Source organism: Chimaeribacter coloradensis (assembly GCF_002858715.1).
Classification (GTDB): Bacteria; Pseudomonadota; Gammaproteobacteria; order Enterobacterales; family Enterobacteriaceae; genus Chimaeribacter; species Chimaeribacter coloradensis.
The window spans coordinates 291,559-305,440 of the sequence record NZ_PJZH01000002.1 but is presented as its reverse complement, the minus strand read 5'-3'; the positions used below and the strand labels follow the sequence as shown (position 1 = coordinate 305,440).

The following is a 13,882-nucleotide window of genomic DNA, read 5'->3' as shown; positions in this document are numbered from 1 at the left end:
CCATGTGGCAGACGCTGGTGATTCACCCCCATTGGGTCTGGCTGTCGCTGGGCGGCCTGCTGCTGGTGGCGGAGATGCTCGGAGCGGGCGGTTACCTGCTCTGGAGCGGCATGGCCGCGATGCTGACCGGGCTGCTGGTGTGGCTGCTGCCGCTGGGCTGGGAGTCACAGGCGCTGCTCTTCGCCCTGCTGACCCTGCTGGCGGCCGGCGGCTGGTGGTACTGGCTTTCGCGCCGCCCGGCGGGCTACCCGGCCCGGCGGCTTAACCGGCGCGGTGAGCAGCTGATCGGCACCCGCGCCACCCTGCATGCGCCTTTGCAGGACGGCTATGGCCGTATCCGCATCGGTGACAGCAGCTGGCGGATGCATTGCGCCCAGCCGTTGCAGCCGGGCGATGAGGTCGAAGTGGTGGCAGTGGAGGGCATCACGCTCGAGGTGCGCCCGGTCATGCCGCGCTGACCACTCTGTAGGTGCCGCTGCGCGGCGCATCACGCCCGGGGTGCTGGGTGGCAACAGCCGGTCAGGTTATCGATGATCGGGCAGTTCGCCCCCGCGTCCCCCGGGCATTGCGCCGCCAGATCCAGCAGCCTTGTCTGCATCTCCTGCAATGCCTCAATGTGCCGCCCAATCTCGGCGGCTTTCTCCAGCGTTTTGGCTTTGACATCCGCACTGTGGCGATCCGGGTTATGGAACAGCGCCAGCAGCTCGCGGCACTCGTCCAGCGTAAAGCCCACCTGCCGCGCCTGGCGCAGCAGCGTCAATTCCTCGATATGTTTTACACTGTAACTGCGGTAGCCGTTCTCACTGCGCGCCGGCAGGGTCACCAGCCCTTTCTCTTCGTAGAACCGGATCGCCTTGCTGGTCAGGCCGGTTTTTTTCGCCACGTCACTGATGTTCATTCTGCTGCCCCTTGACCTTCCTGTTACTGGAAGGTTTATTCTGTCACACGTCGGAATACCCGTACACTTATCATACCGGCCCCCGGCCGGTGAGAGGAGGAGATGATGTCAACCACTACCCTGCTCGCCCTGAACGGGCTGAGCTGCCAGCACTGCGTGAAGCGGGTGCAGGGCACACTGGATGCGCTGCCGGAGGTCACCAAGGCCGACGTCGGGCTGCATTATGCCCGCGTCAGCGGCACCGCCCCGGCGGAGCAACTGATTCAGAGCATCGAACAGGCGGGCTACCAGGCCACGCTGGCTGACCACCCCGACACCGAGCTGACGCTCAGCGACCTGAGCTGCGGCCACTGTATTAACGCCGTCCAGAAAGCGCTGTCGGCAGTGCCGGGCGTGGAGATGGCTGACGTGACGCTGGAACGCGCGCGGGTGTTCGGCAAAGCTGACCCGGCCGTGCTGATCGCCGCCGTGACGGAAGCGGGTTATCAGGCCGCGGAGGCTGGTCACCCAAAAACTGAGCCGCTGCGCGATGCTGACCACCCTCTGCCGGAACCTGCGGCGGCGGCTCAGAATGATGTTCCGGCCCCGGCCCTTCCCCGCGCGGAGGCGCAGCAAGGCCGGGAACGTCACAGCCAACAGCTGCTGATTGAGGGCATGAGCTGTGCCAGCTGCGTCAGCAAGGTGCAGAAGGCGCTGCAACAGGTGCCCGGCGTGGATCAGGCGCGGGTGAACCTCGCCGATCGCAGCGCGCTGGTCACCGGTGAGGCAGACGCGGCGGCGCTGGTCGCGGCGGTCTCGGCGGCAGGGTACGGCGCGGAGATGATTGAAAACGAGGCCGAACGGCGCGAACGCCAGCAACAGACCGGCCGCGCCGCCTTCCGGCGTTTCAGCTGGCAGGCAGCGCTGGCCCTGGCGCTGGGTATCCCGCTGATTGCCTGGGGGCTGTTCGGCGGCAGCATGATGGTGACCGCCCAGACCCAGGGTGCCTGGCTGGGCGTTGGCCTCGCGACGCTGCTGGTAATGGTCGTCGCCGGTGGGCACTTCTACCGCAACGCCTGGGTGAGCCTGACCCACCGCAGCGCCACCATGGATACGCTGATCGCACTGGGCACCGGCGCGGCCTGGATCTACTCGATTATCGTCAACCTCTGGCCGCAGCACTTCCCGCCGCAGGCGCGCCACCTCTATTACGAAGCCAGCGTGATGATCATCGGCCTGATTAACCTCGGCCATGCGCTGGAGCAGCGCGCGCGCCAGCGCTCGTCCCAGGCGCTGGAACGGCTGCTGGACCTGACCCCACCCACCGCCCGCGTGGTGGATGAGCAGGGCGAGCGCACGCTGCCGTTGGCGGAGGTGCAGCCCGGCATGGCGCTGCGGCTTACCCCCGGCGACCGGGTGCCGGTGGACGGCGAGATCCTGCGCGGCGAAGCCTGGGTGGATGAGGCGATGCTCACCGGGGAACCGGTGGCGCAACACAAAGCCCCCGGTAGCCGGCTGCACGCCGGGACGCAGGTCACCGACGGCAGTGTGGTGTTCCGCGCGGACGCCATCGGCAACCAGACCATGCTGGCGCGCATTATCCAGCTGGTGCGGCAGGCGCAGAGCAGCAAACCGGCCATTGGGCAACTGGCAGACAAGATCTCGGCGGTGTTTGTGCCGGTGGTGGTGCTGATCGCCCTGTTCAGCGCACTCATCTGGTACCTGTTCGGCCCTGCGCCGCAGGGCATCTATACGCTGGTGGTCGCCACCACGGTGCTGATCATCGCCTGCCCCTGTGCGCTGGGGCTGGCGACGCCGATGTCGATCATCGCCGGGGTGGGCCGTGCGGCGGAACTGGGAGTTCTGATCCGCGATGCGGACGCCCTGCAGAAAGCCAGCACCCTTGATACGCTGGTGTTTGACAAGACCGGCACCCTGACGCAGGGGCAGCCGGTGATCACGGAGATTGAGACGGTGGCGGGCGTGGACGCGCCGCAGGCGCTGCGCTGGGCGGCAGCGCTGGAGCAGGGTTCGCACCACCCGCTGGCGCAGGCCATCGTGGCGCGCGCCGGGGAACAAACGCTGCCGGAAGCCACCGGTTTCCGCACGCTGGGCGGCCTCGGGTTGCAGGGCTCGGTAGAAGGCCGGGCGCTGCTGCTCGGCAACCCGGCGCTGATGGCGCAGCACCAGGTGGACATCGCCGCGCTGGAGCCGGCGCTGCAACAGTACACAACGCAGGGGGCCACCCCGGTGCTGCTGGCGGTGGATGGCCGGGCGGTGGCGCTGTTTGCCCTGCGTGACCCGCTGCGCGCCGATAGCCAACGCGCCCTGCAACGCCTCCATCAGCAGGGCTACCAACTGGTGATGCTGACCGGGGATAACCCGCACACCGCCGCCGCCATTGCGCACGAAGCGGGGATCGATCAGGTGATCGCCGGGGTGCTGCCGGACGGCAAAGCCGCGGCCATTTCACGCCTGCAACAGGCGGGGCACCGGGTGGCGATGATCGGGGACGGCATCAACGACGCCCCGGCGCTGGCCCAGGCAGAGGTCGGCATTGCGATGGGCGGCGGCAGTGACGTGGCGATAGAGACCGCCGCCATGACCCTGATGCGCCCGTCACTGGAAGGCGTCGCGGACGCGATTGCGTTGTCGCGCGCCACACTGCGCAATATGAAGCAGAACCTGCTTGGGGCCTTTATCTATAACAGCCTCGGGATTCCGGTGGCGGCCGGGGTGCTCTACCCGTTCACCGGTTCGCTGCTCAGCCCGGTGATCGCTGGGGCAGCGATGGCGCTCTCCTCCATCACCGTGGTTGCCAACGCCAACCGGCTGCTGCGCTTTACCCCGGAAACGCACACCCCACGCTAAGACACCGGCCGGGCGCTCTGCCCGGCCGGCCTGTGAATTCAGTCTATTCCCCCTACACCTGCGCGGCGCGAGCGGGTAGCATGGAACCCTTGTTTATTGGGAGTTTTGTCGTATGCGAACCGTGCTGCACCGCCTCGCCACCTTTCTTGGCCTGATTTCGCCGGTGGCTTACGCCTACCCGGCCATTGACCTCAGTCTGCCGGGCGACCGCCATCTGCATCTGGTGGGCAGCATCCATATGGGCACCATGGATATGGCCCCGCTGCCGGAGACGCTGCTCGCGCGGCTGGCCGGGGCGGATGCGCTGATTGTGGAGGCGGACATCAGCGGCAATGAGTCGCCGTTTGGCGAGCCGCCGCCGCAACCGCCGCTGGCGGAGCGTTTGCCCCCTGCGCAGTACCAGCGCTTTCTCGCCCTGTGTGACACCCTCTCCGCCAATGAGGCGCAGCTGGAGCCGCTGCCCGCCTGGCAGGTGGCGCTGATGCTGCAGGCGCGGCAGGCGCAGCAGCTGGGCCTGCGGCCTGAGTACGGCATCGACTACCAGTTAATCGCCGCGGCGCACACGCAGCAGAAACGGATCATTGAGCTGGAGGGGCCACAGCAGCAGGTTGAGCTGCTGCTGCAACTGCCGCAGGATGGCCTGATGCTGCTGGAAGACACCCTGACCCACTGGCACACCAATGCCCGCCTATTGCAGACCATGATGGGCTGGTGGATGGATAACTCCCCAAAAGCGCTGAAGAAAGCGCTGCCCTCGACCTTCAGCAACGATCTCTATGACGTGCTGATGCATCAGCGGAACCAGCGCTGGCAGCAGCAATTGGCGGTGTTACCGCCCGGCCGCTATGTGGTGGCGGTGGGGGCGCTGCACCTCTATGGCGAGGGGAATTTGCCGGACTTGCTGAGAGCAGGCAGCGGCGCGCAATAAAAAAAGGCCAATATCGCTATTGGCCGTCAAAGAGGAATGACTATTTTATTGATTATGAGCTTCAGCCCGCCCTGAGGGCGGTACCGGCGGCGCTAGGGTACCAACCTGATGAACAGGTTGGCAACCGCCATCCGGTGCTTTGCGGCGCGGCCGCAGCTGAAATAACGATTTCCGGCAGCGAATCAACCCATTACGCCGGGCACTTTTTTGTAACCTGTACCGGGCTGCGCATCCTGTGCGGCCACGGCAACCCTTCAGGCGGCGAACATGACACCAGCCATTAAATTTCTTGAGAAACAAAAAGTTAAATTTACGCTTCACCCCTATGAGCATGACAGCAACGACACGAATTTTGGTGATGAAGCGGTGCGCAAACTGGGGCTGGATGCCCGGCAGGTCTATAAAACGCTGCTTGTGGCGCTGAATGGCGAGGCCAAAGCGCTGGCGGTGGCGGTGACGCCGGTGGCCGGCCAGCTCGATTTAAAGAAAGTGGCGAAAGCGCTGGGGGCGAAAAAAGCGGAAATGGCTGACCCGGAGCTGGCGCAGCGTACCACCGGCTACCTGCTGGGCGGCATCAGCCCGCTGGGGCAGAAAAAGCGGCTGCCGACGGTGATCGACAGCCCGGCGCAGCAGTTTGCCACCATCTATGTCTCCGGCGGCAAACGCGGGCTGGACATCGAGCTGGCCCCGCAGGATCTCCAGCGGCTTTTGGACGGCGTGTTCGCCGACATCGCCCGGGTCGCCTCCTGACCCGCCCTGATAAACCGGCCTGCCTGCGCAGGCCGGGCAGCTTATTTATAGAGAATGTCGCCTTTCGGCTGGTAGGCGGCGGCATCCAGCGGTGAGTGGGTCTGGATGTACTGTTTCAGCACTTCCGCATCCACAAAGCCGGTGTTGACGTAGCTGGGGTGATCGCTGATTTTCGGGTAGCCGTCACCGCCGGTGGCGTTAAAGCTGAGGGTGGCCATGCGGTAGGTTTTGTCCGTCTGTAACGGCTGGCCGTTGATGGTGACATCACTCACACCGGTGCCGTCCGCCGTCAGACCGACGTCATAAAACTGCGCATAGGCCCCGGAATCGACTTTCATATTGGCGACGGCCGCCAGATAGCGCTCGACCTCGCTGCCTTTGAGATCGACATACACCAGCGTATTGCCGAAAGGCTGTACTTTCAGCACATCTTTGTAGGTGATGTCCCCGGCCTCAATCGAGTCACGGACGCCGCCGCCGCTCATCACCGCGAAGTCCGCCCCGGCCCGCTCTTTCTGCGCTGCCAGCAGCAGGTGCGCCAGGTTGGTCTGCACAAAGCGCACCTTGCTGCGGTCGCCCTCGAGGTGGCCGTTGACGCTGCCGACTTTCACCTCCAGCTGTGCCTTGCCCTGGTTTTCAAACGGCGTCAGCAGCTTGAGCATATCGCTGTTCTCTGCGATCTCCTGGGTGTAGTAGACGCGCTCACTGCTGCCGTCCGCTTTCTCGACCTTTTTCTTCAGGTTGACCGGGATCAGCTGATAATGCTTAAGGGTAAATTCGCCGTTGCGGAAGGTGAAATCGGCCCGGCCGACATATTTGCCCCACTCATGCGCCTGCACAATCCAGGTGCCGTTCTGCCGGTCGGGCGCGCAGGGGGTGCCGGGCACATAATCGACCTGTTTTTTGTTTTCGCCCGCCATGCAGACCGGGTCCTGCGAGTGGCCGCCGACAATCATGTCGAGATAGCCGGGCGGCAGGCTGCGCGCCATCTCCACATCACCCGGCGCGTTGGAGCCGTGGTTGCCGTTGTCGTAATGGCCCATGTGGGTGGCGGCGATGATCACGTCCGGCTTTTCGGTTTTGCGCAGCTCCTCCACCACCACTTTGGCCTCGTCAGCCGGTTTGTGGAACACGATATCGGTGAAGTTTTCCGGGTTGCCGATTTTGGCGGTGTCATCGGTGGTCAGGCCGATCACCGCAATCTTCAGCCCCTGCGGCTGGAAAATCGCATAGGGCTGGAACAGCCGGGTGTTGGTGCTTTTCTGGTAGATGTTGGCAGAGAGCAGCGGGAACCCGGCCCACTTCTGCTGCTGGCGCAGCACGCTCAGCGGGTTGTCGAACTCATGGTTGCCGATGGCCATCGCGTCATAGCCGATCATCTTCATGCCGCGGAAATCGGGCTCGGCGTCCTGAAGGTCAGACTCCGGCACCCCGGTGTTGATGTCGCCGCCGGAGAGCAGCAGCACGCTGCCGCCCTGCTCTGCCACCTCTTTGCGGATCGCATCCACCAGGGTTTTCTGCGCCGACAGCCCATATTCGCCGTACTGGTTCTGCCAGAAGTGGCCGTGGTGATCGTTGGTATGCAGGATGGTGATGTCGTAGGTTTTGTCTTTTTCCCAGGCATAACTGATGGCAGGCTGGCCCGCCAGCGTCGCCGCCATGACTGCGGCCGCCGTAATAGTCAATGAACGCATGAACAACTCCCTGATGATAAGTGAATGGAACTGTCTCAGGGGCACGTTGCACGCCCCTTTTCTGCCTCGCCGTTTACCGGGGCGAGGGTAGCACTGCTGATGTCCGGAGATTGCCAATCACGTCAAAATATGTCCGATGTAGTATTCATGCAAGGCACTGATTAAGATAACGGTGATTTTTCCATCAGCCGGGCGGCCCCTGCACCGCCCGGAATAACAAAAATAAGGATGACCCAGCATGACCGAGCAAACCGGGGTGACAGGCAAGGCACCCACCGGCGACGCTATCAAGCGCACCGCATTTTCGATTCTCGCGGCGATCAGCGTGTCGCACCTGCTGAATGACATGATTCAGTCGCTGATTCTGGCGATCTACCCGCTGCTGCAACATGAGTTCGCCCTCAGCTTCACCCAGATTGGGCTGATTACCCTCACCTACCAGCTTACCGCCTCCTTGTTACAGCCGGTGATCGGCCTCTATACCGACAAGCACCCGCAGCCGTGGTCCCTGCCGATCGGCATGGGCTTTACCCTGTGCGGGCTGCTGCTGATGGCGGCGGCGCACAGTTTCGGCATGGTGTTGCTGGCGGCCGCGCTGGTGGGCACCGGTTCCTCGGTGTTCCACCCGGAGTCCTCGCGGGTGGCGCGCATGGCCTCCGGCGGGCGGCACGGGCTGGCGCAGTCGCTGTTTCAGGTCGGCGGGAATTTCGGCAGCTCGCTGGGGCCGTTGCTGGCCGCGCTGGTGATCGCGCCTTACGGCAAAGGGCATGTGGCCTGGTTCTCGCTGGCGGCGCTGCTGGCGATAGTGGTGCTGTTGCAGATCAGCCGCTGGTATCAGCAGCAGCACCGCGTCAGCAAGGCGCGCCCGGCTCCGGCCGCTACGCGGCTGCCGGGGCGCACCGTGGCCTTTGCCATGCTGATCCTGATGGTGCTGGTGTTCTCCAAGTATTTCTACCTCACCAGCCTGAGCAGCTATTACACCTTCTACCTGATGCATAAGTTCGGGCTGTCGGTGCAGAATGCCCAGTACCACCTGTTCGCGTTTCTGCTGGCCGTGGCGGCCGGGACCATTATCGGCGGGCCGGTGGGTGACCGGATTGGCCGCAAGCGGGTTATCTGGGCCTCAATCCTCGGCGTGGCCCCCTTTACGCTGGTACTGCCCTACGCCAACCTGCAATGGACCGGCATCCTGACGGTGATTATCGGCCTGATTCTGGCCTCGGCCTTCTCGGCAATCCTGGTCTATGCCCAGGAGCTGATCCCCGGCAAGGTCGGAATGGTTTCCGGGCTGTTCTTTGGGCTGGCGTTCGGCATGGGCGGCCTGGGCGCGGCGGTGCTGGGCTACGTGGCGGATCACACCAGCATTGAGCTGGTCTACCAACTCTGCGCCTTCCTGCCGTTGCTCGGCATCCTGACGCTGTTTTTACCGAATACCGATCTTAAGTCGCGCTAAAACCCCGCTTACCTGCGGCCGGAACCCGGTTCCCGGCCGCGTTTTTCCCTTCTGTACCAATGCCTTTCTTAAAATTATGTAATAAATTCGCGGCAGGGATCATCTTGTGCCTAAACGTGTTATTTTGTTACTGAATATATTTTATTAATTCATCGACCATACTTATCCCTGATACGTGCCCTTTTTCCCCAGTGCAGACAAGAAGGAGCCTGGATGCATCATTCTACGCCGCTGATTACCACCCTTGTGGGAGGCCTGGTTCTGGCCTTTCTGTTAGGGATGCTGGCTAACCGCCTGCGCATCTCCCCGCTGGTCGGCTACCTGACCGCCGGGGTGCTGGCCGGCCCCTTTACCCCCGGGTTTGTGGCGGATACCTCGCTGGCCCCGGAGCTGGCGGAGATCGGCGTCATTCTGCTGATGTTTGGCGTCGGGCTGCACTTTTCGCTGAAAGATCTGCTGGCGGTGAAGTCAATCGCCATTCCCGGCGCGGTGGCGCAAATCGCGGTGGCGACGCTGCTGGGCATCGGGCTGTCCCAGCTGTTGGGGTGGGATCTGGAAGCCGGGCTGGTGTTCGGCCTCTGCCTCTCGACCGCCAGTACCGTGGTGCTGCTGCGGGCGCTGGAGGAGCGGCAACTGATTGAGAGCCAGCGCGGGCAGATCGCGATTGGCTGGCTGATTGTTGAAGATCTGGCGATGGTGCTGACGCTGGTGCTGCTGCCGGCGTTCAGCAATATGATCGATAACCACCACGCCAGTTTTCAGGAGCTGGCGATTGAGCTGGCGGTGACCCTCGGCAAGGTGATCGCCTTTATCACCCTGATGATTGTGGTCGGCCGCCGCCTGGTGCCGTGGATCCTGGCGAAAACCGCCAGCACCGGGTCACGCGAGCTGTTTACCCTGGCGGTGCTGGCGCTGGCGCTGGGCATCGCCTATGGCGCGGTGAAGCTGTTTGACGTCTCCTTTGCACTGGGCGCGTTCTTCGCCGGAATGGTGCTGAATGAGTCGGAGCTGAGCCAGCGCGCCGCCCATGACACCCTGCCGCTGCGCGACGCCTTTGCGGTGCTGTTCTTTGTGTCGGTAGGGATGCTGTTTGACCCGATGATCCTGCTGAATGAGCCGCTGACGGTGCTGGCGACGGTGGCGATCATCCTGTTCGGCAAATCGGCGGCCGCGTTCCTGCTGGTGAAACTTTTTGGCCACTCTACGCGCACGGCCCTGACGATCTCAGCGAGCCTGGCGCAGATCGGCGAGTTTGCCTTTATCCTCGCCGGGCTGGGCATTTCGCTGGGGCTGCTGTCGGAGCATGGGCGCAATCTGGTGCTGGCCGGGGCGATCCTCTCCATCATGATTAACCCGCTGCTGTTCAGCCTGCTGGAGAAATTCCTGGCACGCACCGAAACCCAGGACGAGCAAAACCGGGAGACGCCGCCGGAAGAGGCGTCCCAGTTACGGCTGGAGATGTGCAACCATGCGCTGCTGGTGGGCTATGGCCGGGTCGGCAGCCTGCTGGGCGGCAAGTTGCAGGCCGCCGGGGTGCCGATGGTGGTGATTGAGAATGCCCGCCCGCGGGTGGAGGCGCTGCGCGAACAGGGGATCAGCGCCATTCTCGGCAACGCCGCCAACCCGGAGATTCTCGACCTGGCGCGGCTGGACTGCGCCCGCTGGCTGCTGCTGACCATCCCGAACGGCTATGAGGCCGGGGAGATTGTGGCGGCTGCCCGGGCGCGCCGCCCGGACATGATCATCATCGCCCGCGCCCACTATGACGACGAAGTGAGCTACATCCTTGACCGTGGGGCCAACCAGGTGGTGATGGGGGAACGGGAGATCGCCAACAACATGATGACGATGCTGGAAACCCCGGCCGCCGCAGAGGACGAACCGCTGGCTGCCCCCCTGCGCTGACCTGCGCGGCGGGCTTCGCCGGGTAAAAAAAGGGCACCCTTCAGGGTGCCCTTCTGCTGTCAGCGGCTGCGGATTACCGCTCCCAGTACGCCTCTTCCAGGCTGTCTTCCCGCTCCGGCAGGCCACGCGTCAGGCGCGGCGAGTGCTGGTTCAGCACCTGATAGCTGACGCGGTTGGCATATTTGCACACCTGCGCCAGTGAGGAGTAGGTCAGGAAGCTGCGCGCATGTTTGCTGGAGTTCGGCACGTTGTTGCGGTGGTAACCGTTGGCCGCAATGTCATGCAGCACGGCGGAGAGCGCGCCGTCACCCGCTCCGTTGGTGTTCATGATCTTCTCCGGCCCGCCCATGTACGGCGCGATGTGGGAGTAGATGCGGAACGGCGTCTCGCAGTGCTGGCGGCGCATCGCCCGGCTGAACTCATAGAGGTTGAATTCGGCAATCGCCCCCGGCAGCAGCGGGTGCTGGGTCTGGCGGCGGCTGGACTCTTCGGTGTAGCCCGCCATGTAGAGGCCGTTCGGCCCGGCGGTGCAGAGCACCAGATCGACCCACTCCAGAGCCATGTCGGAGGCGAGCAGCGGATCGCTCAGGCCCGTCAGCGCTTCAGCCTCTTCTTCGTTCATCGCCAGAATTGAGACATGGTCACGCAGGAACTCGCGCCACCCTTCCGGGTTGTCGGCAATCACATACTTGGTACCGAGCGTCAGCACCACCGGCACTTCATGCTTTTTGGCGTAGGCGATCGCCTGCATGGTGGCGTCCGGCATCGGCTCGCCCGGCTTGCAGCGCACCAGGTAGGCGGTCAGCACCAGCGCGGAGGCCCCGGCGATCACCGCTTCCGGGATGCTCTCCGGGCGGAGCTGATTCATCTGGCCCGGGCTGATGGCAAAGGTACGCTCGCCATGCTCGCCGATCAGGGTGAAGCAGCGGCCAATCGCGCCGTCCACGCCCTGCAAATAGTTAAGGTCGGTACGGCTGGAGGTGTTGCAGAGGTAGCGGTAGGCGTAGCCACCGATCTGCACGTTGTTGCACATCACGCCCAGCAGCACGGAGCGGTCATCCGCCAGCACCGAGTAGTTATGCAGGGTATTGCCGATGGTGCCGCCGGCAAACTGGTGGGTAATCAGGTTGCCGCTCATCAGCTCCTGATACATCGCATCCGCGACATCATCCTCAATCACCAGCGAGTGGCCGACGCTCAGCCCATAACGCTGGATAAAGTCATCATCCACTTTAGCTTCAATGTCCACCAGCGTCTGATCGATGCCTACCACGTAGGAACGGGCAGTTTCACTTTCGGTTTGCGCCGGTTGCAGCAGCGGGTCACGCGCATTGACGGGAAAATAGTGTTTGGATTTACGTTTGCCTGGGAATTTCATCGGGATTGGCACAGCTTGGGAAACAGGCGGGCGATAGTAGCATAACTTTCACGCTGAAAAACTTTCTGCGTAACATCTTGCCGCCGCCTACCGCCGCGTTGGCATCCGGCCACCGGGCGGCGGCCGGAAACGGCGCGGGATCAGGCGTAGGTTTTCACCAGTTGCTCGAGCAGGTCAATATGGGCCGGTTCATCATTCAGGCAGTCGATGTATTCGAACTTCTCACCGCCCGCCTCCATGAAGATTTCCCGGTTCTGCTCTTTGATCTCTTCCAGGGTTTCGAGGCAGTCCGCGGCAAAGCCGGGGCAGATCAGCTGCACATGCTTCACGCCCTGCGACGGCAACCCTTTCATGGTTTCGTCGGTGTATGGGGTCAGCCACGGCTCCCGGCCAAAGCGGGACTGGAAGGTCATCATGCCGACGCCCGGCGGCAGATCCAGCGCGGCAAACAGCGCGCGGGCGGTATCTTCACAGCGTATGCGGTAGTCGTCGCCCTGGTCGGCGTAGCGCTGCGGGATGCCGTGGAACGACAGCAGCAGCCGGTCCGGCATGCCGTGCAGGGCAAAGGAGCGCTCCACCGTCTGTTTCAGCGCCGCGATATATTGCGGATGCTCCGCGTAGTCGCGGATAAAGTGCAGCGACGGCAGGCGGCGGTATTGCGTCAGGTGACGGGCCACGGCGTCAAACACCGCGGCGCTGGTGGAGCAGGAGTACTGCGGGTAGAGCGGCAGCAGCACCAGCCGGGTCACGCCCTGCGCCAGCAGTTTCTCAATGGCGTCCGGCAGGCTCGGCTTGCCGTAGCTCATGCCCAGCTCTACCGGCACCCCCGGCAGGCGGGCGGCCAGCGCTTTTTCCTGGCGGCGGCTGAAGACCATCAGCGGCGAGCCCTCTTCCATCCAGACGGACTGGTAGAGTTTGGCCACGCGCGGCGAACGGAACGGCAGGATCGCCCCGTTAAGGATCGGCCACCAGAGCCAGCGCGCGGTGTCCACCACCCGGCGGTCACCGAGGAACTCGGCCAGATAACGTTTCACCGCCTGCGGGGTCGGTGCCTCAGGCGTACCGAGGTTCACCATCAGAACCCCTACTTTTTCTTGCCCCATGAACCTTTCCTTCTGTAAAACCGCCCCTGTGATGCCGCGATAGCGTCAGGGGAACAGGTTAAAAATTTGCTGAGTATTGTAACCAAAATGGGACGTCCCGGCACCGATAGCAGCAACAGGCAGCGGCTACGCATACCGCCAGGGAGAATAAGGGTAAAAAAAAGCCGGGCAGATGCCCGGCCTGACATTCAGCAGCGCGCTTACCCGAGCAGGGAAGCCAGCTCCTGACGCACTTCCGCCACGCTGCGGGTGCCGTCGATTTTGTGGTACTGGGTGTTGCCCGCGTCCGCTTCGTTACGGTAATAAGCGATCAGCGGCTCGGTCAGGGTATGGTACTCGACCAGGCGCTTGCGCACGGTCTCTTCCTGATCGTCTTTACGGGTGATCAGCGCTTCGCCGGTCACGTCGTCTTTGTCTTCCTGCTGCGGCGGGTTGAATTTGACGTGGTAGACGCGGCCGGAGCCCGGGTGCACGCGGCGGCCGACGATGCGGTCAACGATCAGCTCGTCCGGCACGTCAAACTCCAGTACGCAATCCACCTTGATGCCCGCCTCTTTCATGGCGTCAGCCTGCGGAATGGTGCGTGGGAAGCCGTCCAGCAGGAAACCGTTGCGGCAGTCTTCCTGCGCAATGCGCTCCTTCACCAGCGCGATCACCAGCTCATCGGTGACCAGCTTGCCGGCGTCCATAATCTCTTTGGCTTTTTTGCCCAGCTCTGAGCCCGCTTTGACAGCGGCGCGCAACATGTCACCCGTGGAAATTTGCGGAATCCCGTACTTCTCCATGATGAATTGAGCCTGAGTACCTTTACCAGCGCCCGGAGCGCCCAGCAGAATGATACGCATTGCGTAAATCCCCTTGCTATGTAGTTTTTATAAAATGGCGAAAACGCTCAACCATACCATCGCAGGCCCCGCGGCTCA

General features: G+C 63.2%; 11 protein-coding genes. 6 read left to right on the top strand and 5 right to left on the bottom strand.

Annotation, left to right across the window (positions count from 1 at the left end; all coding sequences use genetic code 11):
- The first annotated feature begins 2 nt into the window (after nt 1-2).
- Nucleotides 3-458 carry an NfeD family protein gene (locus CYR32_RS03690; protein ID WP_101822689.1) on the top strand — a complete coding sequence of 152 codons (456 nt, stop codon included), beginning with the start codon at nt 3-5 and terminating at the stop codon, nt 456-458.
- A 29-nt stretch (nt 459-487) separates the two neighbouring features.
- Here CYR32_RS03690 and cueR read toward each other — a convergent pair whose 3' ends face one another.
- Nucleotides 488-898, bottom strand: coding sequence for a Cu(I)-responsive transcriptional regulator (gene cueR, locus CYR32_RS03685; RefSeq protein ID WP_101822687.1), 411 nt, complete (start codon nt 896-898; stop codon nt 488-490).
- A gap of 105 nt (nt 899-1,003) precedes the next feature.
- On the opposite strand from cueR, the gene copA reads away from it, so the two are divergent.
- From copA to ybaK, 3 genes are all read left to right on the top strand, one after another.
- Nucleotides 1,004-3,748: a copper-exporting P-type ATPase CopA gene (gene copA, locus CYR32_RS03680; RefSeq protein WP_101822685.1), complete on the top strand. Its 2,745-nt coding sequence runs from the start codon at nt 1,004-1,006 to the stop codon at nt 3,746-3,748.
- Nucleotides 3,749-3,860: 112 nt separating this feature from the next.
- Complete coding sequence (locus CYR32_RS03675; protein WP_101822683.1) at nt 3,861-4,676, top strand: TraB/GumN family protein; 816 nt, start codon at nt 3,861-3,863, stop codon at nt 4,674-4,676.
- 267 nt (nt 4,677-4,943) lie between these two features.
- Complete coding sequence (gene ybaK, locus CYR32_RS03670; RefSeq protein WP_101822681.1) at nt 4,944-5,426, top strand: Cys-tRNA(Pro)/Cys-tRNA(Cys) deacylase YbaK; 483 nt, start codon at nt 4,944-4,946, stop codon at nt 5,424-5,426.
- A 41-nt stretch (nt 5,427-5,467) separates the two neighbouring features.
- Here the strand turns inward: ybaK and ushA are convergent, their stop codons facing one another.
- Nucleotides 5,468-7,120: a bifunctional UDP-sugar hydrolase/5'-nucleotidase UshA gene (gene ushA, locus CYR32_RS03665; RefSeq protein ID WP_101822679.1), complete on the bottom strand. Its 1,653-nt coding sequence runs from the start codon at nt 7,118-7,120 to the stop codon at nt 5,468-5,470.
- Between the two features lie 238 nt (nt 7,121-7,358).
- Between ushA and CYR32_RS03660 the strand changes: the two genes are divergently transcribed.
- Nucleotides 7,359-8,573 (top strand): MFS transporter, encoded by a 1,215-nt coding sequence (locus tag CYR32_RS03660; protein ID WP_101822677.1) that lies wholly within the window; start codon nt 7,359-7,361, stop codon nt 8,571-8,573.
- A 213-nt stretch (nt 8,574-8,786) separates the two neighbouring features.
- Entirely contained in the window at nt 8,787-10,478 is a 1,692-nt protein-coding gene (ybaL, locus tag CYR32_RS03655) for a YbaL family putative K(+) efflux transporter (RefSeq protein ID WP_101822675.1), read from the top strand.
- Between the two features lie 73 nt (nt 10,479-10,551).
- Here ybaL and CYR32_RS03650 read toward each other — a convergent pair whose 3' ends face one another.
- The 3 genes from CYR32_RS03650 to adk all read right to left on the bottom strand — a co-directional run bounded on the left by CYR32_RS03650 (nt 10,552) and on the right by adk (nt 13,804).
- Complete coding sequence (locus CYR32_RS03650; RefSeq protein WP_101822673.1) at nt 10,552-11,856, bottom strand: inosine/guanosine kinase; 1,305 nt, start codon at nt 11,854-11,856, stop codon at nt 10,552-10,554.
- Between the two features lie 140 nt (nt 11,857-11,996).
- Nucleotides 11,997-12,959, bottom strand: coding sequence for a ferrochelatase (gene hemH / locus CYR32_RS03645; protein ID WP_101822671.1), 963 nt, complete (start codon nt 12,957-12,959; stop codon nt 11,997-11,999).
- A gap of 200 nt (nt 12,960-13,159) precedes the next feature.
- Entirely contained in the window at nt 13,160-13,804 is a 645-nt protein-coding gene (gene adk / locus CYR32_RS03640; RefSeq protein ID WP_101822669.1) for an adenylate kinase, read from the bottom strand.
- Nucleotides 13,805-13,882: the final 78 nt, after the last annotated feature.